The sequence below is a fragment of the Spirosoma areae genome, assembly GCF_054781775.1.
In genome coordinates, this window is the sequence record NZ_BAAGTT010000027.1 from 111,780 (window position 1) to 134,610 (window position 22,831).

The 22,831-nt window shown below is 51.3% G+C and carries 17 protein-coding genes; 8 read left to right on the top strand and 9 right to left on the bottom strand.

What is annotated here, in order from left to right; genetic code table 11:
• Positions 1 to 10: 10 nt before the first annotated feature.
• From ACYVI1_RS14640 to ACYVI1_RS14650, 3 genes are all read right to left on the bottom strand, one after another.
• Complete coding sequence (locus tag ACYVI1_RS14640) at positions 11 to 1,105, bottom strand: GntR family transcriptional regulator (protein ID WP_460911349.1); 1,095 nt, start codon at positions 1,103 to 1,105, stop codon at positions 11 to 13.
• Positions 1,106 to 1,378: 273 nt separating this feature from the next.
• Positions 1,379 to 1,684 carry a hypothetical protein gene (locus tag ACYVI1_RS14645; protein WP_460911350.1) on the bottom strand — a complete coding sequence of 102 codons (306 nt, stop codon included), beginning with the start codon at positions 1,682 to 1,684 and terminating at the stop codon, positions 1,379 to 1,381.
• 215 nt (positions 1,685 to 1,899) lie between these two features.
• Positions 1,900 to 3,018 (bottom strand): glycoside hydrolase family 88/105 protein, encoded by a 1,119-nt coding sequence (locus tag ACYVI1_RS14650; protein WP_460911351.1) that lies wholly within the window; start codon positions 3,016 to 3,018, stop codon positions 1,900 to 1,902.
• A gap of 237 nt (positions 3,019 to 3,255) precedes the next feature.
• Between ACYVI1_RS14650 and kduI the strand changes: the two genes are divergently transcribed.
• From kduI to ACYVI1_RS14675, 5 genes are all read left to right on the top strand, one after another.
• Positions 3,256 to 4,101 carry a 5-dehydro-4-deoxy-D-glucuronate isomerase gene (gene kduI / locus ACYVI1_RS14655; protein WP_460911352.1) on the top strand — a complete coding sequence of 282 codons (846 nt, stop codon included), beginning with the start codon at positions 3,256 to 3,258 and terminating at the stop codon, positions 4,099 to 4,101.
• Between the two features lie 224 nt (positions 4,102 to 4,325).
• On the top strand, positions 4,326 to 5,060 hold the full coding sequence (locus ACYVI1_RS14660) for a (Fe-S)-binding protein (protein ID WP_460911353.1): 735 nt from the start codon (positions 4,326 to 4,328) through the stop codon (positions 5,058 to 5,060).
• A 122-nt stretch (positions 5,061 to 5,182) separates the two neighbouring features.
• Positions 5,183 to 6,559, top strand: a complete 1,377-nt coding sequence (locus ACYVI1_RS14665) for a lactate utilization protein B (protein ID WP_460911354.1) — start codon at positions 5,183 to 5,185, stop codon at positions 6,557 to 6,559.
• Complete coding sequence (locus ACYVI1_RS14670; protein ID WP_460911355.1) at positions 6,556 to 7,140, top strand: LutC/YkgG family protein; 585 nt, start codon at positions 6,556 to 6,558, stop codon at positions 7,138 to 7,140. The genes ACYVI1_RS14665 and ACYVI1_RS14670 overlap by 4 nt, the downstream gene beginning before the upstream one ends.
• A 244-nt stretch (positions 7,141 to 7,384) precedes the next feature.
• A complete protein-coding gene (locus ACYVI1_RS14675; RefSeq protein ID WP_460911356.1) occupies positions 7,385 to 9,808 on the top strand; it encodes a TonB-dependent receptor in 2,424 nt (807 codons plus the stop codon).
• Between the two features lie 43 nt (positions 9,809 to 9,851).
• Here ACYVI1_RS14675 and ACYVI1_RS14680 read toward each other — a convergent pair whose 3' ends face one another.
• Both ACYVI1_RS14680 and ACYVI1_RS14685 read right to left on the bottom strand, forming a co-directional pair.
• Positions 9,852 to 10,715 carry a glycerophosphodiester phosphodiesterase family protein gene (locus ACYVI1_RS14680; RefSeq protein WP_460911357.1) on the bottom strand — a complete coding sequence of 288 codons (864 nt, stop codon included), beginning with the start codon at positions 10,713 to 10,715 and terminating at the stop codon, positions 9,852 to 9,854.
• A 155-nt stretch (positions 10,716 to 10,870) separates the two neighbouring features.
• Positions 10,871 to 14,071: a TonB-dependent receptor gene (locus ACYVI1_RS14685; protein WP_460911358.1), complete on the bottom strand. Its 3,201-nt coding sequence runs from the start codon at positions 14,069 to 14,071 to the stop codon at positions 10,871 to 10,873.
• Positions 14,072 to 14,478: 407 nt separating this feature from the next.
• On the opposite strand from ACYVI1_RS14685, the gene ACYVI1_RS14690 reads away from it, so the two are divergent.
• Positions 14,479 to 14,913 carry a nuclear transport factor 2 family protein gene (locus ACYVI1_RS14690; protein WP_460911359.1) on the top strand — a complete coding sequence of 145 codons (435 nt, stop codon included), beginning with the start codon at positions 14,479 to 14,481 and terminating at the stop codon, positions 14,911 to 14,913.
• 151 nt (positions 14,914 to 15,064) lie between these two features.
• On the opposite strand, the gene ACYVI1_RS14695 is transcribed toward ACYVI1_RS14690, so the two are convergent.
• The 4 genes from ACYVI1_RS14695 to ACYVI1_RS14710 all read right to left on the bottom strand — a co-directional run bounded on the left by ACYVI1_RS14695 (position 15,065) and on the right by ACYVI1_RS14710 (position 21,000).
• Positions 15,065 to 16,960 (bottom strand): YgiQ family radical SAM protein, encoded by a 1,896-nt coding sequence (locus tag ACYVI1_RS14695; RefSeq protein ID WP_460911360.1) that lies wholly within the window; start codon positions 16,958 to 16,960, stop codon positions 15,065 to 15,067.
• A 372-nt stretch (positions 16,961 to 17,332) separates the two neighbouring features.
• Entirely contained in the window at positions 17,333 to 18,700 is a 1,368-nt protein-coding gene (locus ACYVI1_RS14700) for a glycoside hydrolase family 88/105 protein (RefSeq protein WP_460911361.1), read from the bottom strand.
• A gap of 141 nt (positions 18,701 to 18,841) precedes the next feature.
• On the bottom strand, positions 18,842 to 19,246 hold the full coding sequence (locus tag ACYVI1_RS14705; protein ID WP_460911362.1) for a hypothetical protein: 405 nt from the start codon (positions 19,244 to 19,246) through the stop codon (positions 18,842 to 18,844).
• A gap of 95 nt (positions 19,247 to 19,341) precedes the next feature.
• A complete protein-coding gene (locus ACYVI1_RS14710; RefSeq protein WP_460911363.1) occupies positions 19,342 to 21,000 on the bottom strand; it encodes an amidohydrolase in 1,659 nt (552 codons plus the stop codon).
• Between the two features lie 108 nt (positions 21,001 to 21,108).
• Between ACYVI1_RS14710 and ACYVI1_RS14715 the strand changes: the two genes are divergently transcribed.
• The gene (locus ACYVI1_RS14715; protein ID WP_460911364.1) at positions 21,109 to 22,497 is read left to right on the top strand and encodes a TolC family protein; all 1,389 of its coding nucleotides are present in this window, start codon (positions 21,109 to 21,111) and stop codon (positions 22,495 to 22,497) included.
• Between the two features lie 82 nt (positions 22,498 to 22,579).
• On the top strand, positions 22,580 to 22,789 hold the full coding sequence (locus tag ACYVI1_RS14720; protein WP_460911365.1) for a DUF2188 domain-containing protein: 210 nt from the start codon (positions 22,580 to 22,582) through the stop codon (positions 22,787 to 22,789).
• Positions 22,790 to 22,831: the final 42 nt, after the last annotated feature.

Below are 22,831 nucleotides of genomic sequence, written 5' to 3' on the forward strand. Positions count from 1 at the left end.
CTTTCGCTTTTTACAACGACCCACGCCGAATCATGTAGAACGGATTCTTGACTTTTATCCGTTTGTGGTCGAGTAGCAGCGAGGCCGCCGTGTAGCCCATTGCTTCGAAATCAGTCGTAATCACGGTAATATTTAGTAGTTCCTTCAGCGTGGTTTCGTTGAAGGAAATAATGCCGATGTCACTGCCGAGTTGATAACTCGACTGCCGGACTTTTTTGACTAACTCCGACAAATCCGTTTCTTCGATCACGACATAGGCCGTGCCCGTTGTGAGGGTCTCATCTACGGCATTCTCTTTAATGGTGAACTCCTTCCTGAAGTTGACGCAGAACGACCGAAAGCCGCGTGCAATTTCAACGGGGTAGTTGCCATCGCTCGGCAGAATAAGCACCATCCGGCTGTATTTAGCCAGCAAATCCTGGGCGTTTTCCAGCGCTTCGCTAATGTCTTTATCGAAGTTTTGATGCACACTCAATGGAGTGCCGGGTAGTTCTTCTACGTCTTTATCGAGCAGCACTAACTCGCCGGAAGGAATACTGGCCAGCACGCTCATGTAATCGGCTTTGTCCAGATCCTGCGTGAAATGCGGCATCACAACGTAATAATTGTATTTACCCAGATTCTTTTCAATAATGTCCTGGAAGTTCTGTGCGCTGTAATGGTGAACCTGAAGGTCGACGGTGGCTTTGTCGCCGAGGGCTTTCAGAAAGGCGTAATAAATAATTTTCTTGTACGAACTGAGCTTGTTGAAAATAAGGAGAATTTTTAGTTTCGGTGTGCTGCTGACCTGAACGTAGTATCCCTTACCCTGCACCGACGTGATGTGGCCCAGTTCGCGGAGTTCCCGATAGGCTTTCTCAACGGTATCGCGGGCTAAATAATACTCGACACTCAACTCGCTGATGGACGGGAGCTGCTCATTATTTTTCAGAACTCCCCGTTCAATGTCCGTGATGACCGACTGCACAATCTGCTTATACTTGGGCGTCTTGTCTTTGGGATTAAACTGTAATTTGTACAAGGGTGCCAATGGATTTTTATGAACCGCAATAAAGCCATTTCCCTGTTGTTGGTTATGCGATTGAGAAGAAAATCTGGCTATCATAACGACGGGAATTTTACAGATTAGTCTAAGGTAAGATAAATTTTAAGCAATCGGCTTTTTGGCTACTTCGGTTCGTAAGCTTCATTATAAAATTGTATATAATAGAGAAACTATCAACTTATTTTTATGCAATCGTTATCGGGAACGTTACCAAAACGTATAGAAAATTGGTTAGCCCGAAAAAAGAGTTTTTTTTGCCGACTCACAAACGTTGTTATGAGCCGGTGGTTTTGCCTGTTAAAAGAAGGAAAATAGAACTTAAGTTAGATGGCCCTACCGTTGCAGATCACCATTTTCGGCGCTGCCCTGCTGAGCTAATAGCTGAATAGATGACGCCGGGCCAAGATCGGCGGGGGCCTGCCAGGAGCTTAACGTCCAGACCATTTTTTTGCCGGGTGTTACCTCCAGTACCTGAACGGAACCCGGCCAGTTGTTCGGGTCTTTGATGCCATTGGCACACCAGTTGCAGATCACCGTGTTGCCATTCGTCAGGCGGATAACTTCCTGTATGTTATAGAGTTTAATGGCAGGCACGTCCCGCTGGGTGAACTCCCAAACGATTTCTCCTTTTGGCTTCATCCTTGACCGGAATGCCATACGACCAGACAACCTTACCATCCCGAACCACCCAAATCGTTTGCAGAGCATTGCGATGATCCCACACGCCAGCAGACAGAAATGGGTGTTGACCAAGGCCATTACCAGGCACAGATGGTGGCTGTGCCTGGTTTACCAGCGAAATAAGCAGAAACAAGACAAAGCCGGATCTGTTCATAATCGAGTTAGACTATACCTTACTTCCTCACTAAGTCACGGATTTTTATTACTTCAGAACCGGCCAGCAGATACGCACCCGACCCGTAAACTTCCCAACTATCGGCGGTGAAATTACGGCGCGGATCGGCCCCAATTGGCTGCACCCAGCCCACGCGCCCTTCGGCAGAAACCAGCGTGTTCAGGCCCGTCCAGGCTTTCTGAACGGCGGGTAAATACGTTTTCTTATTCAGAATTCCCTGATTGATTCCCCAGGCCAGCGCATAACAATCGAAGCCCGACCCGCTGCCTTCGCCACCCGGATAAGCCTCGGGGTCGAGTAGGCTGGACCGCCACAAGCCGTCGGCCTGTTGCAGCGACAATAAGCGGGCGCTCATGTCTTTATAGAGCGTCAGGTACCAGTTACGGGAAGGATGATTAACTGGCAACTCCTTCAGCAACAGCACCAAACCACCCATTACCCAGCCGTTTCCCCGCGACCAGAACAGCTTTTTGCCATTGCTTTCCCGTTTGCCTTCGCCTGCTGCGTTCCACAGATACGATGCGTCGCGGGCAAACAGATCTTCCTCTTCGTTATAGAGCAGCTTATAGGTTTGTTTGAAAAGCGAATCGTTGAGGGCGTAGTACGACGGGTCGTTGAGGGTTTTACCCAATTGCCCCAGCACGGGCGGAGCCATGAACAGGGCATCGCACCACCACCACGTAATGCCGTGGTTTTTGACCTCGCTGCCCGGCACCCGGCTCATTTTCTGAACGGTGTCGATGGTCGGCTGAATCATCCGGCGGTCTTTTTTGAGTCGGTAGAGATTAATATAGGTTTGGCAAATGGCAATATCATCGGCATGGTCGTAGCGGTCGCCGGGTTTCCAGCCGGTGCGGTTGCCCATGGCCATCAATGAATCGAGCACGACCGGCGATTTGGTGGTTTCGTAAGCCGCAAAGACACCGGCATAAAACGCGCCGTTCGTCCAGTCGGTAGTTTTGTGTTTGGGATTTTTCAGTTGCCAGCCGACGACTTTGAGCATCGTACTTTTGATGTAGTCCGACGAAAAGACGTCCGTATCGGCAGAGATGAAGTTTACAAACACGGCAAGTAAAACACTGGCAAAAAGAAGTCTTGTTTTAGGTGAATGGCTCATTTTCAGGCTGTTTCTTTGGCTTATTAGTTCGATTTCTGACTAATTAATACAGGTCAACAAGCGAACGAAGGTTAAAATCTACCCAATTGGACACAGATTTCCCTCACCCCCGGCCCCTCTCCCCCAAGGCGAGGGGCCGGGGGTGAGGGAATCACTTTTTACTTTACTTGTGAGGGTTTGTATAGGTACATTCTACGCTGTTTTTGCTTTAGCTACCATACAGCCTGATAATCTACTATGAGTTACGAATTATTTGAGAGTCGATTTGCCACCTCGCCTAACGAAGTTAACGCAATGGATACCACCCAATTGCGGCAGAATTTCCTGATCGAAACCCTGTTCGTTGCTGACAAATGCCCGTGGGTGCTCACCTTTTTTGACCGCTACCTGACGGGCGGAGCCATGCCCGTGCAAGGCCCGATCAGGTTGGAAACCCCCGAAAATCTAAAGGCGAATTATTTCCTGGAACGCCGTGAACTGGGCACTGTCAACGTTGGCGGACCGGGCCGGGTCGTTGCCGATGGCGAAACCTATGAACTGGGGCGTAAAGAAGCCCTTTACCTCGGCAAAGGAACCCGGCAGGTTGAATTTCACTCCGACGAAGCCGCCAACCCAGCCAAATTTTACCTGAATTCAGCACCGGCTCATACGACCTATCCAAGCCGGAAAGTATCGCGGGAGCAGGCCGAAGTGGTCGAACTGGGGAGTTTGGAAACAGCTAATCATCGGACAATCAATAAACTACTTGTCAATAGTGTGCTGCCCACCTGCCAGTTGCAAATGGGCATGACCGAACTGAAGCCGGGCAGCGTCTGGAATACCATGCCCGCCCACACCCACGACCGGCGGATGGAGGTCTATTTCTATTTCGACATTCCCGCAGGTCAGAGCGTTTGCCATTTTATGGGGCAGCCGCAGGAAACCCGCCATATCTGGATGCAGAATGAGCAGGCAGTTATTTCGCCAAACTGGTCGATTCACGCCGGTTCAGGCACGTCGAATTACACGTTCATCTGGGGTATGGCTGGCGAAAATTTAGATTATGGTGATATGGACGGATGCCCCATCAACGAGTTGCGATAGGCCTTATTTGCTTATCGGGCCGTGGATAAGTTTGTAATAGATAGGAAAGTATAGGACGGAGTGGTTACCGTTAAACGTTAGTTTTGTTACCTGATTCTGGTTCGCGTCAGCCCAGGACGGTCGCAGCCGTTTCAACCCTGGGTTTTCCATGAATAAAGTGTTACAGCAACCGTTCTACCGGTTTATCTTTGTAAACCGATGCCACTGTTACGCCTGAATGACTCATGAAAGTTGGCTTATTTATTCCCTGTTACGTCGACCAGTTTTATCCGAAGGTGGCCATCGCTACGCTGAAGCTACTGGAAAAAGCAGGCTGTGACGTCGATTATCCACTCCAGCAAACCTGCTGTGGTCAGCCAATGGCCAACTCCGGTTACGCGCACCTGACAGGCGGCTGTAACGATAATTTCGTGCGGAACTTTGCCAACTGTGAATACATCGTGTCGCCATCGGGTAGTTGCACGCTGCATATTAAACACCACCTGCACGCAACCAACGAAGAAGCCGCTACGGCTATTCGGTCGCGCATCTACGAACTCACTGAGTTTCTGACCGATGTGCTGAAGATTTCGACCTTGGACGCTGCGTTTCCCTACCGCGTAGGGCTGCACCAGAGTTGCCACGGACAGCGCGGGCTGGGCCTGTCGCAGATGTCGGAATTAGTGGCACCGCCTTTTTCCAAGCCGGTACAGCTGCTCAACTTAGTGAATGGCCTCGAGCTGGTTCAACTCGACCGGCGCGATGAATGCTGTGGGTTTGGCGGCACCTTCTGCGTGACAGAAGAAGCCGTCTCGGTGAAGATGGGCAAAGATCGCGTGGCCGATCACCTGCGGCATGGCGTCAACTATATCACCGGTGTCGATGTGTCGTGTCTGATGCACCTCGAAGGCATCCTGAAACGAGCCAATTCTGCCGTGCAGGTTAAACACATTGCAGAAATTTTAACGGCAACGGTGTAACTGTTTTCTGTTTGCAGTTTTCTGTTTTCAGTTGGCTGGCGCAAGAGTTACTGACGCATCAGTCTATTCATGATTGCTAACGGAAACTGTAAACAGAAAACGGAAAACAGAAAACTGCAGAAATGAACCAACTCAATTTAGACCACGCCCACGCTGCCACCGAGTTCAATAAAAATGAACCCCGGGTCGACTGGCACGACGAAACGCTTTGGTTTGTTCGCACCAAACGCGACCGCGCCGTGGCTCAGGTGCCCGAGTGGGAGCAACTGCGCGAAGCCGCGTCGCAGATAAAAAATCATGTGCTGTCGAACATGCACGATTTGCTGGTGCAGTTTGAAAAAAACGCGATTGCGAAGGGCATTACGGTGCATTGGGCGGCCGATGGCGATGAGCACAACGCCATTATTCACCGCCTGATTCAACAGGCCGGGGCCAGCCGGATGGTGAAATCGAAGTCGATGCTGACCGAAGAATGCCACCTTAATGACTACCTGACCCGGCACGGTATTGAGGTGATTGACAGCGATTTGGGCGAACGAATTGTGCAGATGCGGGGCGAACCACCGTCCCACATTGTGCTGCCAGCCATTCATCTGACGAAGGCCGACGTGGGCGAAACTTTTCACCAACACCTCGGCACCGATAAGGGCGCGACCGACCCGCAATACCTCACCGAAGCGGCCCGGCAGCATCTGCGCGAAACGTTTCTGACCCGTAAAGTGGCGCTCACGGGTGTTAATTTTGCCATTGCCGAAACGGGCGGATTCGTGGTTTGCACCAACGAAGGGAACGCCGACATGGGCGCGCACTTAGCCGACGTTCACATTGCCGCTATGGGCTTTGAAAAAATCATTCCCCGCGCTGAACACTTGGGCGTTTTTCTGCGCTTGCTGGCCCGGTCGGCAACGGGCCAACCCATCACGAGCTTTTCCAGCCATTTTCACAAACCACGTCCGGGACAGGAGATGCACATCGTTATTGTCGATAATGGCCGCAGTCGTCAGTTGGGTCGTCCTGATTTTCGGAACTCGCTCAAGTGTATCCGGTGTGCGGCCTGCCTGAACACCTGCCCGGTTTACCGGCGGTCGGGGGGGCATAGTTATCACAGCGCCATTGCCGGACCGATTGGCTCGATTCTGGCCCCGAACTTAGACATGAAGCTCAACGCCGACCTGCCCTTTGCGTCTACCCTCTGCGGGTCGTGTTCCAACGTTTGTCCGGTAAAAATCGACATTCACGACCAGCTTTATAAATGGCGGCAGGTGCTGATGCAGGAAGGCTATGGCCCCACTGCTAAAACGCTGTCGATGAAGGCGATGGCAACCGTGCTGGAGTCGCCCCGGCTCTACCGGATGGCGGGTAAAGTTGGGCGGGGGGTATTGCGGTTCGCGCCGGTGACGGTCGAAAATCGCTTCAATCCCTGGTACACACAACGCGACATGCCCGAACCGCCCGCCGAAAGTTTCCGCGACTGGTACATCAATCAGAAAAAATCATGACGACCCGCGACAATATGCTGGCCGCAATCCGCGCCAATCAACCGTCGTTGCTGCCATTACCGGAGCAGTTCACGTTTATTTCGTCATTCCCCGACCTGACAAAACAATTCATTGATACACTGGCCTTTGTGGGTGGCGTAGTGGTGGAGATGCCCGATTATCCAGCCATCGAAGCGCATATCCGGGCGCAATACCCCGGCCTGACAAACATGGCGACTACCTGCCCTGAACTGGCATCCATCGCCGATACAACCCTAAACGTCGCCGACCCACATGACTTGGCCGGACTGAATCTGGCCATCATCGAAGGGCCGTTGGCCGTTGCTGAAAATGCGGCCATTTGGGTCGATGAACGTCAATTGCCGCAGCGCGTAGTGCCCATGATTACGCAATACTTAATCATCATCATCCGGCAATCGACAATCGTGGCCAACATGCACGATGCATACCGGAAACTACAGGTCGATGCTACCGGATTCGGCACCTTTATTTGCGGCCCATCCAAAACCGCCGACATCGAGCAAAGTTTAGTCATTGGCGCCCATGGTGCCCGGTCGCTAACGGTCTATATTCTGCCATGACATGTAGCGTGGCTTCCCAGCCACGCTATAAACAGAGAACCAAAATTTCCCGATTTAGCAGCGAAAAAGCGGCATTCAGCTAAGTTGATTTCCCTAAATAATCAGCCCGCCCGACATTTGATCGGACAAATTCTGTTCTCGCTTATCGACCTACTTAAACTATCCGAAACTGGTAGATCACAATCCTTTATTTCTTTGCATTAAAACCTTTCTCAACGTCATTTGACCGACTGCCTGCTCAACCATGAAGCAACTTTTTACCAGCATCAGCTTTCTCTTTTTTCTTCTTTTCTCAACTCTCCTTTTCGGGCAAAACAGCCCACCTGCCCGGCAGGCCTGGATTCGCGGCACGTTTGTCGATGACGAAAATAAACCCGTACCCTTTGCCTCGGTGGCGTTGTATCAGGTTTCAGGGGCAACGCTGGTAACGGGCGTCGTCTCCGATGAAGCCGGGAAGTTTGAGTTGCAAAGCAAACCCGGCCATTATTATCTAAAAATCAGTGCGGTATCGTATCAGGAGAAAACGATGCCCGCTTTTCAGGTGGCCGACCAGGATGTGCCGCTTGGGATATTGGCGCTCAAATCCAGCGTGAAAAAGCTGGACGAAGTAGTTGTCGTCGGTGAGAAAAGCCAGATGGAATTAACGCTCGACAAACGGGTGTTCAATGTAGGCAAAGACCTGGCGAATGCGGGCGGAACGGCCTCCGATATTCTGAAAAACATTCCCTCGGTGGCGGTGGATGGCGAAGGAAATGTCAGTTTGCGCGGCAGCAACAGCGTGCGAATTTTGATTGATGGAAAACCATCGGGTTTGGTGAGTCTTAAAGGCGGAAGCGGCCTGCAGCAATTGCAGGGCAGCATGGTGGAGCGGGTGGAAGTGATCACGAACCCCTCGGCCCGGTACGAAGCCGAGGGCATGGGCGGCATTATCAACATCGTGCTGAAGAAAGAACGAAAGGAAGGCTTTAATGGCTCGTTCGATGTCATTACGGGTTATCCTGCCAATTTCGGAGCTTCGGCCAATGTCAATTACCGGCGTAAAAATCTGAATTTCTTTGTCAATTACACCGCGTCGTTTCGCAATACGCCGGGCCGGAATTCGCTGTATCAGGAAGTCTACCGCAACGATTCAACGTTTACGTCCCGACAAAATTCAATGAATCAGCTTAAAGGGCAAAACAACAATGCCCGCGCTGGTATCGACTATTTTTTCAGTCCGAAAAGCATCCTGACGGCGTCGTACACCTGGCGACTCAGCAAGGGAAAACGCTTCGCCGATATTCAGTATCTGGATTATCAGCCCAATACCAACGCCCTGCAAAGCACAACCCTCCGAACGCAGGATGAAACCGAATCGGAGCCGAATGCAGAATACACCCTGAGCTACAAAAAAACGTTTGCACGGGAGGGCCATGAACTCACCGCCGACGTGCGCTATTTAGATAATTGGGAAAAATCAGACCAGTTATTTACCCAGAAAACCGTTCTGGCAAACGGCGGCCCATCGGGTATTCCGAACCTGTTGCAACGGGCCATTAACGACGAAACGGAGAAGCAGATTCTGGTGCAGGTCGATTATGTGCAGCCGTTCCGAAAAGACGGGAAACTGGAAGGGGGCCTGCGAAGCAGTTCACGAAACATGACCAACGATTATTCGGTGACGCAGCAAAACTCGGATGGCAGTTCGTTTCCGTTACCCAACCTGACCAATGATTTTCTGTATGAGGAGAAGATTAACGCGCTGTATGGCATCGCGAGTAACAAGATTCGCAAATTCTCGTACCAGATGGGCCTGCGGGCGGAGTGGACCGACGTGACAACGACGCTCAAACAAACGGCTGAGGTGAACCCCCGTCACTATGCCAATCTGTTTCCGAGCGTACATGCGACCTATGACCTGCCCCGCCAACATGCCCTGCAAGTTAGTTACAGCCGCCGGGTGCGTCGGCCTCAGTACAACGATTTAAGCCCGTTTATGACCTTCAGCGACAGCCGCAACTTCTTCAGCGGCAACCCTGATCTGAATCCCGAATTTACCGATGCGTTTGAAATCGGGCATATCAAATACGTGGAAAAAGGGTCGTTTAGCTCGTCGGTTTATTATCGCTACACTACCGGCAAAATTATTCGGATTCGGCGGGTCGACGAGCGGGGCAACTCCAACACCCGTCCCGAAAACTTAGCCACTGAAAACTCGTATGGCGCTGAATTTGCCGGTTCATATGCAGCTTACAAATGGTGGAAACTCGATGGCAGCGTTAACGTTTTCCGGGCCATCACCAACGGCGGCAACCTCGACGCGAGTTACCAGAGCGATACCTACAGTTGGTTCACCCGGCTGACCTCCCGGTTTACCTTCTGGAAAGGAACGGAGTTACAGGGACGAGGCAATTACGAAGCGCCCCAAAAAACACCGCAGGGCACGCGACAGGCCATTGCTACGCTGGATTTGTCGATGAGTAAAGACGTGCTGAACAACAACGGCACCCTCGTGCTGAACGTCATTGACGTATTCAATTCCCGCCGGTTCCGCTCCATTACCGAGGGCGCGAATTTCTACACCGAAACCAATGGACAGGGCCGCCTGCGACAAATTAACCTGACGTTCAATTACCGGCTACATCAGGCCAAAAAGAAAACCAAAGAACCGGGTGAAGGGGAGTATTAGGAGCACCGCATGGCAGTAACTCAAAATACCCGTGATGCTAAAATCAGAACAGGTTGGGATAATCGGAAATGATGCCGTCGACGCCCAACTGAAGCAGACTTTCAATTTCGGTTTTGGTATTGACGGTCCAGGGAATAATGACCATACCCTGCTCATGACAAGCCTTCACGACCTCGCTGGTTACCGTTTTATAATACGGGCTGTAGGCATAGGGCGTGAAACCCAGGGTAGTCAGGTTTTCGCTTAGCGATTTTGGATTTGCTGTCAGGTAAGCGAGTGAAATGGCGGGAAATTGCTGGTGAATTAACTGTAGGGGTCGGGCATCGAACGATTGGATAATCAACCGCTTGCCGAGGTTTTTACTTTGGCAAACAGCAAGCACCAGCCTGACAAAATCCTTGGGTTCGGGATGATACACGCCATCGGTTGCGGGCATCGATTTAATCTCGATATTGAACTTCGGCAGGGGCAATCCCTTAACGCTTGCGTATGTGTTTACCGAGTCGATCAGGTCAGCAAGCAGTGGTTTATAGGCCCGCAATTTCTGCTGTTGGCCAAAGTCAGGGTGCGGCTTGCTGCCCACGTCAAACTTCTTTATTTCCGCATAGGGCAACTGATACAACTTAATGGACTTCTCTTCGCTGGCTAACACCGGTGTTCCATCCGGTTTCTGCGCTATGTGCGACGACATGTAGGTATCGTGGGAAACCACAACCTGGTTGTCTTTTGAGATCACAACGTCCAGTTCCAGCGTCTGAACGCCCAGATCCATCGCTTTTTTCATCGCCGGAATTGTGTTCTCCGGCATCAGCCCCCGGCAGCCCCGGTGGCCCTGCCGATCAAATTTAGGCTGGGCAAGCAGGCTGTGTGAACACAACAGCAACGCGAACAGGAGAGTCAGTTTCATCGCAAATAGTCTGTAAAATTCATTAGTTTTTTGTCATACTGACGAAGGAAGCATCTTAAAGCACCCTTATTGATTGGTGATGATGTTTTAAGATGCTTCCTTCGTCAGCATGACAAAAAACTACGTCAAGACTTGACGTTAATCTATTGTTTTACTTAAAAGCTATAGCGTGCTCCGAGCTGAAGTTGGTACGGATCGCCCGATGGGTTAACCACACCCGCCGTGTTTACCCGATACACAAACTTCTGATTTGTCCTGTCGAAGCCAGCAACGGCAGGCGACGTACCTGTTGCGGGAATACCGAGCGCATATAACGCCTGGCTACCCAGCGACTGATTCGCTCCTGAGGTTTTGTTCAGCAGGTTGGCGAAGTTGAATACATCGGCCGATAGTTCAAGGGTATGGGTTCTGAACAGTCTGAATCGTTTACTGGCTCTGATGTCAAACACGCCATAAAATCCATTGATGCCGCCATTCCGTTCGGCTATTTTGCCCGAATAGGTATTAATGTAATCTTTGATACTCTGGCTTGCGTCGGGATTGTCCAGAATGGCCTGCAAACCTGTTTTCACGTTGGCAGGGATACCCTCGGCATTTTTATCAAATATAAAGGCCAGGTCATTCGTACCCACAAAGTCGGCATTGGTGTTTGCACCAGACAACAACGTATACCGGGTTCCGCCAATACCCGAATAACGAAGCCCTACCGTAATGCCCAGGAAGCTTGGCAGTGTTCCGTAGAAGACGACCTTATGGCGGAAATGATTATCCGAGTACGTCATTTTGCTTAAATCACGCGGGTCATCTTTTACCGGTAAGACCAGCGTAGCCGTGTTGGCCACATTTCCGTTATACGACGTATTGTCTTTCGTGTCATTCCAGGTGTAACTGAGGGAAATTTCTCCATCCTTTAAATATTGATAGGTCGCATCGGCAACGAAGGCAAACTGATTGACCTTGCCCTGACTGTTTAACTCCAGTACCCGCCCTAATTTCTGACTGATACGACCCAGCAGCCAGTCGCCGGCACCATTGGCAGGCATCTTGTCAAGGGGCACAAACACGCCCCGATTATCTTCGTTGGCTAAGCGGAAGAAAGGCTGCGCCACCATATTGCGGTCAACGTACATGTAGTTATGACGGCCCAGGGTCATAAACCCGGCAATCCCCACTTTCAGCTTATCGGTGAGGTAGCGGTTGTAGGACAGGTTGGCTTTGTACATCACCGGCACGCGGGCATCGGGACCGTTCGTATTGATCGTGGGCAGTTGAAAGTTCGCTAATGAAGGAATGCTGGCGTAATTCGTTCGATAGGCCGCGAAGTCAGCCGTTGGCAGATTTGGTGCCCGGACATCCACCGTAGCTAAGTGCTTGCCATCGAACGTCAGGTTATTAATGACGGCATAGTTATTAATATCCGATGCAAAAACGCCCGCCCCAAAGCGAATAAAATCCGTATGCTGTTCATTGACATCCCAGGTCAACTGCAACCGTGGCTGCACCACAAAGGATTTGAGCTTATTGTCGGTGCGAACGCCAACCTCGTCTAACACCAACTGGTTTAGTGGCGAGGACGGATAATGGGCATAATCGAGCCGCAAACCGGCGGTCATTTCTAAGCCGAGCGCCAGTTTGGTGCTCATCTGGCCATAAACACCGGCATTAACCGTATTGCCGATTACGCTCCAGTCGGGTAATAAGGGCACTTCCCGGTAATAGCGGTAGGGTTGCACCCGGTCAAATTTATCCAAAGCCGTCAGGCCAGCCGCTGCATCGACGGTATAATGGAAGCGACCGTTCACTTCGCTGCCATACGTTGAGTGTGCGCGGGTGTACATCAGGTCGAGACCGAACGTGTACTGAATCTTATCGGTATTATAGTACAGATTGTCAACCAACTGAAGCACATTATTATCAAAACCCTCCTGCGCGAAGCGATGCCCGCCCATCTGAATATTGGTGGAACGCGTACCGCCCGCGACGGTTGACGTGACGTTTTCAACAATTGACCGGGGAATGTTGGCTTCCGGCAACTGATCGCCAGGGCTGCTTTTCTGATAGGTGTATAAATGCTGAAGCTTTAATTCGTTCGTTATCCGGGGATTCAGCGATGTCCGCAGCGTGGCTAAAAAGCTGTTATCCCAGTTAAAATCATTCCCTGTTGATTCGTAAATGTTAATGGAGGTATTGTCCGTTAACCCAAGCTTGTTGATGTCGTTTGTGAAGTTGTTGCGTACCGTAAGCAGGTTTTTGTTGTTAATCTGCCAGTCGATCCGGGCAAAGGCGGCATTAGAACTCCGGGGTTTATCAAATGAACCATATTGGAGTGTGTTGGCAACCCCATATTTGCTGCGGGCTATATCGACAAATCGATCCAGCGTAGCTCGGGTCACGTTAAACCGGCTTTCATCAACGGGCGACTGCACGTCGGCAATAATCAACGGGCGCGAATCCTGCTGATGATCCCAGACGACGAAGAAGTGCAATTTGTTTTTGATGAGTGGCCCGCCTAATGAAAAGCCGTACTGATTCGTTGAAAAGTTAATGTTGCGGTCATTTCCCCGAATATCATACGGGCTTGATAGCCAGTTGGCCCGCGTGTAGGCAAAGGCGCTCCCGCTCAGTTTGTTGGTGCCTGCCTTCGTTACCGCGCTAACAGTTCCCCCGCCACTCCGTCCGTAAACAACATCATACTGGTTGGTAACGACCTTAAATTCCCGAACGGCTTCAATAGAAATTGAGTAAGGCGCCCCACTTCGGCTGGTGGTTGACCCCGCCGACGTTGGGTTTTTGGCTGTCATGCCGTCGATGGTGTAGTTGGTCGATGAGCCAAGCTGCCCTGAAATGTTCCCGCCCCGGCTCAGCGGTGAGAGGTCCAGTAATGACGTAAAATTGCGGCCATTGACCGGAAGCGACGCAATCGACTTCGCCGATACGGCCGTTGCGGCTCCCAGATTCTCGATTTTGTTTTTCAGGCCCGACGCCACAACCTGCACGACCTCAAGCGTTTGGCCATCCTCCTGCATCGCCATGTTTACCCGAACGGCATCGCCCTGATTCAGCGCATAGCCTGTTCTTTTTTGTTCGCCAAAGCCAACAAACGTAGCGCGGATGGTATACGGCCCGCCCAGCGGTAACTCTTTAAAGGAGTATTCGCCCTTTGCGTTGGTTACCGTTCCGGTCGTAAAACCGGTTGATTCGTTCCGAACCACAACGGTAGCGCCGGGGAGTGTGGATTTCTGATTTTCGGAAATGACCCCGGAAATGGAGGCCTGGGTGGTTTGTGCCCTTGTTTTGTCAATAGCAAAACAGGCAAACAGAACCAGTAAAAGGAGAGAAAGTAGTTGTTTTTTCATGCAGTTGGATGATAAGATTTCTCGCTGCAAAGAGACTGCAACTACATTAATAAGCTGTTATCTGAGTGTTACCAAATTATAACCTTTGTTGTGGGTAGTTGCGTTTTTATGTACTGCAATCAAGCAGAATTAAATGTACTCATCAAAGTTTGACCCCTGCGGGGTCAGATATTTATAGTAAACAGGGTCTTTCTATAAACATCTGACCCCGGCAGGGGTCAAATAACTTGATGTAAGCTTGTTTTTCCTGATTAATTACTGCTTCCTCTCGTTGCCTGGGGCATAAACCTGAGTCTGATTCGTAGATACGGTCCTGATTACGGTATAATGCAGCCGTTTTTTCTTTTACTAAAGTGATTGCTCCAGTGTCAATCTTTCCCAGTCAAGCACCCCTTACCAATAGCTACATGAAAACTCTCACCTTCGCGCTCGTCGCTTTTTGCAGTATAATCGCCACGAATAGTTTGGCCCAGACCAAAGACCAGACGGCTGTTAGCCAGGCGGTTGAGCAACTCAAAATGCTCATGATTGACCCCGACAAGGGCAAGTTGGAAGCGCTTGCCGCCGATGAACTCAGCTATGGGCATTCGGCCGGAAAGATTGAAGATAAAAAGGCGTTTGTCGATGCGTTTGTTAGTGGTTCATCCGACTTCAACGTCATAAACCTGACCGAGCAGACCATCACGATTGTGGACAACACTGCGCTGGTTCGGCATAAGCTCATGGCCGAAACGCAGGACAAAGGCAAAGAGCCGGGGCAAGTGAAATTATCGGTGTTGCTGGTCTGGGTGAAGCAAAAGGGCAACTGGAAACTGCTGGCCCGGCAGGCCGTGAAAATCTAAGCCAAAGCCTGTCCACATAAATAAGCCCACCAGAGTTCTGGTGGGCTTATCCGTTAATAAACCTATGATAAAAAAAACCTTTTGCACAAAGGAGATGAGTTTTTTCGGGTTAACTCTCCTGAACTCACCTGCCTGACTGGCAATAAAGAGGTTATCGTTTTTTCTTACCTGAGTAGTTTCTGGAAAACGCAGGCTTGCCGGTATTTTCTTTCGTTGGGCTGCCCAGCAGCCGCTCCACTAAATCCGGACGGTTGAGTTTGTTCAGCCGTTTCCGAATCCAGTCTTTGTATTCGGGCTTGTACCAGAAAAAATAGTTATTCTGGGCTTGCTTCTCATCCCGCGTCTTCGCCGTTTTGACCGGCTTCAGCGTGTAGGGATGAACACCGGAGTAGTAAATAACTTCGGCCACCGTCATGGGCGTAGGGGTAAAGTCCTGCACCTGTTCGAGCTGGAAGCCCAGGTCTTTGGTTTCGGCGGCTAAGTTGGCCATGTCCTGCTCCTCGCAGCCGGGATGCGACGAGATGAAGTACGGAATCAGCGGCTGTTTGAGACCATATTTCTCCTGAATCTGGTCGTATTTCTTCTTGAATAACTTAAAATACTTGAACGACGGCTTCCGCATAATCCGCAGCGTATCGTCGGACGTGTGTTCGGGAGCGACCTTCAACCGGCCCGACACGTGGCGCGTCACAAGCTGCTCCATGTATTCGTCGTGGTTGCCGTCAGCGTTGTTTTTGTTGAAATCATCGACCAGTAAATCGTACCGAACCCCTGAGCCAACAAACGCCTTTTTGATGGCCGGGTTGGCGTCGACCTTGCGGTACAACTCCGTCATGGGCTTGTGGGAGGTATCGAGGTTTGAGCAAATAACCGGGTGAATACAGCTTGGGCTTTGGCAACGGGCGCAAATCGACTCGTCTTTGCCCTTCATCTTGTACATATTTGCCGACGGCCCGCCCAAATCCGAAATGTACCCTTTGAACTCCGGGTGTTTCGTGATTTCATCTACTTCTTTCAGCACCGACTGTTCACTCCGCGACGCCACAAACTTGCCCTGATGCGCCGAAATGGTGCAGAAGCTACAGCCGCCAAAGCAGCCCCGGTGCATATTGACCGAGAACTTAATCATTTCGTAGGCCGGAATGGGTCCCCGCTTTTTGTATTTCGGGTGGGGCATGCGAGTGTATGGCAAATCGAACGACTTGTCGATTTCGGCCTCGTCCATGGTCTTGAACGGCGGGTTAATTACCAATAGCTGGTCGCCCACCTGTTGGGTAATCCGGTTAGCCTGCCACTTATTCGACTCAACTTCAACAATCTTGAAGTTGGCCGCGTATCTGATTTTATCGGCTAAGCATACCTCATGGCTCGCCAGTTCAACCGTACTCCAATTGTTATAGTCGCGCAGGGGCACGCTCGCGTCGTGCAGAAAAGCCACCTGATTGATGTTTTGCATCGACGAAAACGGCACGCCCTGCTGCACCAATTTCAGAATTTCGCGCAGGGGTTGCTCGCCCATGCCATACACCAGCATGTCGGCCCCGGCATCGACCAGAATGGAGGGCATCAATCTGTCCTGCCAATAGTCGTAATGCGTTACCCGGCGCAACGAAGCCTCGATGCCGCCGAGCAGTACCGGTACGTCGGGGTACAGTTCTTTCAGGATTTTGGTATAGACAATGCTGGCATAATCGGGGCGGAACCCTGCTTCGTCGCCGGGGGTGTAGGAGTCGTTGGAGCGTCGGCGTTTGTTGGCCGTATAGTGGTTAACCATCGAGTCCATGCAGCCCGCCGTGACCCCAAAGAAGTAGTTGGGTTTACCAAACTTCTTAAAATCCCGCAGGTCGTCCTGCCAGTTGGGCTGGGCAATAATGGCCACGCGCAACCCTTCGCTCTCCATGATGCGGCCAATCACAGCGGTGCCAAAGGCGGGGTGGTCAACGTAGGCATCTCCCGACACCAGCACAACATCAACGTCATCCCAGCCTCTTTTTTCGACTTCTTTCATCGTCAACGGCAACCAGTCGGTAAGAGGTCTTTCAATCATGAGCACGTTTAATTATGTACTTGAAAAACAGCGAATTTAGGAAATAATTCACTGAGCGATACCGAATTATTTGTCCTCCGCTTGTCGGCAACCGGGTCTGCCGCTGTTCGTTCACAATGAACTTGCCGACGAACAGCCCCCGCTTTTTGTCTGGTTATACCATTATAGCTTCCCAACGGCCTTCACGTACTGGTTCAGTGGACACAACCTGAGCTGCTGCAATCCCTCGATGACCGCAGCGGCATTGACCTTAGCACCAGCATAATTCGTATGTGTATGGTCGCCGGGGAAGAAGCCGGCTTTGAGGTTGGCCTCGTCGTAACTGGCTGAACCTCCCTAAACAGAGTGGAGCGCATGCATAAACGGAGAGGGTTATTTTTTCGTCGTCAGTTGCAGTGAACTGTCGTTGATTTCAAATTGGTGTTTCTTCAGCAGATTGATCACTTCGGCACCAGCCAGCAGGGCGGGTCCGTAGCCGTGAGCCGCATACGGATTAATGGGCCGGTGATAATAAAACGCCGGGTCGAAACCCATGCCCGTACCCACGCAAACGCCCTCGACCTGCCCCGTTGCATTCACGTTGGTGGCGACCGCATTCCAGCCAAGCAGCGTGGCCGGGGCGTAGGCCAATGGGTCGAGCCACCCCCGGTTGATGGCTCTGGCCAGCGAATAAACGTAAATCGCGGTGGCCGACGTTTCTAAGTACGAGTCGTGCCGGTCGAGCAATTGGTGCCAGAACCCCGACCCCGATTGTTGAGCGGCCAGCCCTTTGGCATGAGCTTTTAGCAAGTCCAGAATCGCCGGCCGCCCCGGATGGTCGTCCGGTAACACATCAAGTAATTCGACGGCCGTCAGGATGCCCCAGCCGTTCGCCCGCGCCCAGTGAAACTCCGGGTGAACGCTCATGCCTTCCACCCAGCCGTGCATGTAGAGTCCTTTTTGGGGATTGAACATGCGCTTCGAGAAGAGCGTAACTTGCTTTACCGCTTCGTCATAATAGGTCCGGTCGCCGGTGAGTTTGCCCATCTGCGCCAGCGCCGGTACGCTCATAAACAGGTCATCGAGCCAGAGCGTGTTGGGCTGCGGACGGTTGCGGGCCAGCGTGCCGTCGGCCAGCCGAAATTCTTTGGTTTGGATATAGCTGATGTAGCTGTCGATCATAGGGCGTAGATCGGCTTTGACGCCACCAGCCCGGCTGGCCTTAATCATGGCGGCACACATGGCCCCGGCATCGTCGAGGGCGTGGGGAGCCAGCACCGACCGCAGGGGCGTGTTGGCCTGTGGATTGGCCGTCACCTGGTTGCGAAAATACGGAACCAGACTGGCAATAAACTGAAGCCGTTTGTTGGTGTAATCGGCGTAGCGGGCATCGCCGGTGGCTTCGCTGGCCAGTAGCATCCCGGCATACGTTACGCCCCATTCGTAGCTAACGAGCCGAAAATTTCCTGGTTTGAAAATAGCATTTGGGTTGAATGCGCCAGTGGGCATCAGATCTCTTTTCGTCTCTTTGTCAATGAGTTGCGTAGGTGTGCTGGCCTCTAAGTAGGTATGGATTCGGCGCAGCACGCCTGCTACTTCCTCTACTTTGGGCTGGCCGTAAGGCACCGGGTAATCGGGCTGTAGTAAGTGCAGGGGTGTTGTCGAATCGTTTGCTTTAGGGGTAACGGGCTGTGCGTGGAGCGTCAGGTTAAAAACGAGACTTGCCAGCACCAAACTGATACGCAGGTAAGAAGTAAGCATGAAAAAGCAGGAATTTATCAAATATCACAAAACTCCGTCGGGAGAGCATCATGCACTCTCCTGCCTGCGAAAAAAATTTAGTGGTTCCCTCCCGTTGAGATAAGCCACATCACCCCGATTGCTGCCTGACCCGGTGTGTTTTTATACAGTGGCTTCCGGGTAGGTTTTCTTGTGAAAAGCAACCAGCAGCGCATATTGCTCAGGCGTTAAAATGGTTTTGTATTCATGGACTTTCTCCGTCTCGACGGCAACGGCCAGTACTCTTAATTTTTTCTGATTCATGCCGGACTTTTTCAGCTTTTTTACACCCTCATTGTAGTTCACCACAGCCTTTGTAATGATTTCTTTCGCCTTAGGTAGTTGCTGATCGGTTAATTTAAGCCGCTGCTTGTCGGCCTTCAGAACCGACTTTACGATCATGCCAATGGTAGTTCCATTGTTGAGGAATACAAACTTTTCATTTTCCACCGATTGGTTCTGGGGTTGGGATAAAGCAAGACCGGACGTTCCAAGCAGCAGAGCGAGGGCAATGAAACTGATTTTCATGGTGACTAACGGGTTTGTAGTTGTATCCTGGACGGCCACGTCCGGGCGTAAGTGGATTTCATTTCACCCGGACGTGGCCGTCCAGGATACGGATTTTACTCAATCTTACTATACACCTGCTCCCCGCCAATCCAGGTTTGTTTCACCTTAATCTGGCGTAATTGCGCGTTTGGCACCCGCATTAAGTCGCGGTCGAGCACCACAAAGTCGGCCTGTTTACCTGGCGCAATACTGCCGCGTAACTGCTCCTCGAAGTTCCCATAAGCGGCCCAGCGGGTCATGGCCAGCAAGGCTGATTTACGGTCAACGGCATTCTCCATCTGATAGCCACCCGCCGGAAAGTTTCTGGCATCCTGCCGCGCCACGGCTGAGTGGAAACCAAAGAGCGGATTAGCGGCCTCGACCGGAAAATCACTGCCGAAAGCAATCAGGCCGTTTTGCTTCATCAAATCCTTAAAGGCATAAGCACCCTTCACCCGAATTGGGCCGATCCGATCACCCGCCCAGTACATGTCTGAGGTGGCATGAGTGGGCTGCACCGACGGAATGATTGAATAGCGGTTAAACTTCCAGATATCGTCCGGCGACACAACCTGTGCGTGTTCAATGCGCCACCGGCGGTCGTTTTTGCCTTTCAGCAACTGGCCGTACAAATCGAGCATGAGGTGATTGGCCGAATCGCCGATGCAATGCGTATTGGCCTGAAAGTTAGAGGCATACAGTAACTTTGTTACCCGTTCCAGTTCAGTCGGGCTAAGCAGCAGAAAGCCGCCGGTTTCGGGTCGATCACTGTAGGGTTTTCGCAAACAGGCTCCGCGTGAGCCTAAGGCCCCATCGGCATACAGCTTAAAGGCTTTCACGGTGAGCCGGTCGGTCTGGAACGGGCCGCGTTTGAGGAAGTAATTCAGCGTGGGTTCGCCGAGGCTGACCATGGCGTAGTCGCGGATTTTTAACTTACCGGCTTTTTGCAGACTGTCGATGAGGTTAATTTCGGCAGGACTGATACCGGCATCCGACACGGTGGTGAGGCCCAGTGAGAGGCAGACTTTTTCGGCAGCCAGCAGCATCCGGGTTTTGTCGGTGTTGTCGGCTTGCGGAAGCAGGTGCTTAATGAGTTGCTGAGCGTTATCGACCAGTACGCCCGTTGGCTGACCATCTTTTAGCAGAACCTCGCCACCCGGCAGTTTCGATCCGGCGGTTATTTTAGCTAATCGAAGCACTTTTGAATTCACGAGCAGTGCATGACCATCCACACGTTTTAATGCAACCGGAATGTTGGGGAAGGCCGCATCTAATTTTTCTTTTGTTGGAAAGGCTTTGTCTGCCCAGTCGTTCTGGTCCCAGCCGCGTCCCAGAAGCCACAAGGCCGGTTTGCCGTCGCGGTCCGGGTGTTTTTGACGAAATGCTTTCAGCCGTTCGATCACGTCGTCAAACGACTCAGACCCGACCAGATCAGCCTGATCAAGCACCTGGCCCAGGCCCAGAAAATGGGCGTGTGGGTCATAAAAACCTGGATAAACGGCTTGCCCAGCCAAATCGAGGGTGCTGTCGGCATCGTATTGGCTGGCCAGTAGATTGGCCTGACCAACCGCCAGAAATTTACCTTCACTGATGACAAATGCGTCGGCCGTAGAAAAACTGGAATCGGCAGTATACACACGGGCATTGATGACGAATAAATCCGCTTTTTTCTTTGCAGTACAGCCTGATAAAAGCAGTATCAGAGTAGACAATAGCAGTAGTAAGCGTTTCATAAGGAGTGAACGAGGAAAGTCTGCAAGATAAGTGAAAGTTAACAGGCTGACGGGCCAATTGCAGATTCTATTACTTTTGTTTTACCTATTATTGATACTACTGACTCAATGAAACTCAACTGTTGGATCTTTTTTGCCTGCCTGCCTTTTTCGGCCATTGCACAACACACGCCCAATGCCATTCAACGCGCTCAGCAGCGCACATTTACCGTTGCCACGCTTCCGCAAGCGGGTGAGTTGCTGACGCTTCAACAGGCTGTTTCACAATCTATCGAGAAGAACTATCAGGTTCAGATTAACAAGTCGCAGGAAGAAATTGCCCGCAATAACTACACAAAAGGTAATGCCGGGTATTTGCCTGTGCTAACGGGCAATGCCGTTTCCAATGGGGGGCTGCAAAATTTCCGGCAAACGTTTATCGACAACATTCGGCCTGCACAGGAAGCGCGCGGCATCTTCAACCGCACATCGACTGTTGGCGTTAACCTGAATTACACCGTTTTCAATGGCTACGCCCGTCGGTCTTTATACGCTCAGTTGCAGCAATTGCTGCTGATAAGCACGGTAAACACCCGCGCTAATATCGAAGCCACCATGGCGAGCGTGGCGACCAGTTATTATGACGTGGTTCGGCAATTGCAACGGCTGATTGCCTTTAGCCAGGCGCTCGACATTTCGCGCGAACGGCTCGAACTGGCCCGCACGAACTACGAGGTTGGCGCCCGCTCGAAGGTGGACTTTTTGAGCGCGCAGGTCGATTACAACACCGACAGTGCGGCCCTTCTGTCGCAGCGACTGTCCTTGCAAAACGCTAAAATTTTTCTGAATACGCTGCTGATTCGTGACCCGTTGACGGAGTTTGCCGTTCGCGATACGATTATTGCCCGGCCAACACTGCAACTGGCTTCCTTGCAGCAATCGTTAACGACTAATAACCCCCAACTGGCTGCGGCTGTACTGAACCGCACTGTGGCTGATCTGAATATACAGTTGACCAATGCGCTGCAATATCCCTTAATTACGGCCCAGACAGGATATAATTTTCAGTTCGTCAACAATCAGGGCGGCTTTGGGGTGGCAACAGGCCGAACCAGTGCGCTCACCTATAATGTAACAGCATCTATTCCGATCTTCAACGGGTATAACCTGAAACGACAGATTCAGAACGCCCGCGTGAATACAATTGTCGCCCAGAATCAGGAAAACGACCAGCGGCTGCAACTCCAGTCGGCGATGGCGCAAACCTATCAGACGTATTCCAATAGCCTGAGTCTGTTGAATCTGGAGGTGCAGAACAACCTGCTGGCGAATCAGAACGTGGATATCGCCTACGACCGGTATCGAATTGGCAACTCCACCTTCGTTGAATTTCGCGATGTACAACGCAACGCCATCAATGCTCAGACACGCCTTATCGAAGCCGAATACACTGCTAAAGCCGCCGAAATCGAGTTGTTGCGTCTGAGCAGCACCATCACCCAGGACCTTGGGCAGTAGGTGGTTATCAGGGATTGATGAAACAGTTCTTAATTCACGAGGTTACTGCTTATAGCTCACTAACGGATAGTTATTTACTGACATGCCCTGGACAAAAAAACAGTATCCCGACTCGCTGAAAAACTTTATGGCTCCGGTTCGGAACAAAGCCATCGACATCGCCAATGCGTTGCTCAACAACGGGAACGACGAGCAGAAAGCCATCACCATTGCAACGGCTAAAGCTGAGGAGTGGGCCTTGAAACGAAGCATTAAAGTACGAAAAGATAACTCACCTGAGAATAAAAAATAGTGAAGCTGGTGGAGTGGGTGGAATGGGTCGATTAAGTTCTAC

Bases quoted from the DNA above. Each gene is read 5' to 3' on its own strand.
- ACYVI1_RS14640 (WP_460911349.1), bottom strand. From the start codon at position 1,105: ATGATAGCCAGATTTTCTTCTCAATCGCATAACCAACAACAGGGAAAT.
- ACYVI1_RS14645 (WP_460911350.1), bottom strand. From the start codon at position 1,684: ATGAAGCCAAAAGGAGAAATCGTTTGGGAGTTCACCCAGCGGGACGTG.
- ACYVI1_RS14650 (WP_460911351.1), bottom strand. From the start codon at position 3,018: ATGAGCCATTCACCTAAAACAAGACTTCTTTTTGCCAGTGTTTTACTT.
- kduI (WP_460911352.1), top strand. From the start codon at position 3,256: ATGAGTTACGAATTATTTGAGAGTCGATTTGCCACCTCGCCTAACGAA.
- ACYVI1_RS14660 (WP_460911353.1), top strand. From the start codon at position 4,326: ATGAAAGTTGGCTTATTTATTCCCTGTTACGTCGACCAGTTTTATCCG.
- ACYVI1_RS14665 (WP_460911354.1), top strand. From the start codon at position 5,183: ATGAACCAACTCAATTTAGACCACGCCCACGCTGCCACCGAGTTCAAT.
- ACYVI1_RS14670 (WP_460911355.1), top strand. From the start codon at position 6,556: ATGACGACCCGCGACAATATGCTGGCCGCAATCCGCGCCAATCAACCG.
- ACYVI1_RS14675 (WP_460911356.1), top strand. From the start codon at position 7,385: ATGAAGCAACTTTTTACCAGCATCAGCTTTCTCTTTTTTCTTCTTTTC.
- ACYVI1_RS14680 (WP_460911357.1), bottom strand. From the start codon at position 10,715: ATGAAACTGACTCTCCTGTTCGCGTTGCTGTTGTGTTCACACAGCCTG.
- ACYVI1_RS14685 (WP_460911358.1), bottom strand. From the start codon at position 14,071: ATGAAAAAACAACTACTTTCTCTCCTTTTACTGGTTCTGTTTGCCTGT.
- ACYVI1_RS14690 (WP_460911359.1), top strand. From the start codon at position 14,479: ATGAAAACTCTCACCTTCGCGCTCGTCGCTTTTTGCAGTATAATCGCC.
- ACYVI1_RS14695 (WP_460911360.1), bottom strand. From the start codon at position 16,960: ATGATTGAAAGACCTCTTACCGACTGGTTGCCGTTGACGATGAAAGAA.
- ACYVI1_RS14700 (WP_460911361.1), bottom strand. From the start codon at position 18,700: ATGCTTACTTCTTACCTGCGTATCAGTTTGGTGCTGGCAAGTCTCGTT.
- ACYVI1_RS14705 (WP_460911362.1), bottom strand. From the start codon at position 19,246: ATGAAAATCAGTTTCATTGCCCTCGCTCTGCTGCTTGGAACGTCCGGT.
- ACYVI1_RS14710 (WP_460911363.1), bottom strand. From the start codon at position 21,000: ATGAAACGCTTACTACTGCTATTGTCTACTCTGATACTGCTTTTATCA.
- ACYVI1_RS14715 (WP_460911364.1), top strand. From the start codon at position 21,109: ATGAAACTCAACTGTTGGATCTTTTTTGCCTGCCTGCCTTTTTCGGCC.
- ACYVI1_RS14720 (WP_460911365.1), top strand. From the start codon at position 22,580: ATGCCCTGGACAAAAAAACAGTATCCCGACTCGCTGAAAAACTTTATG.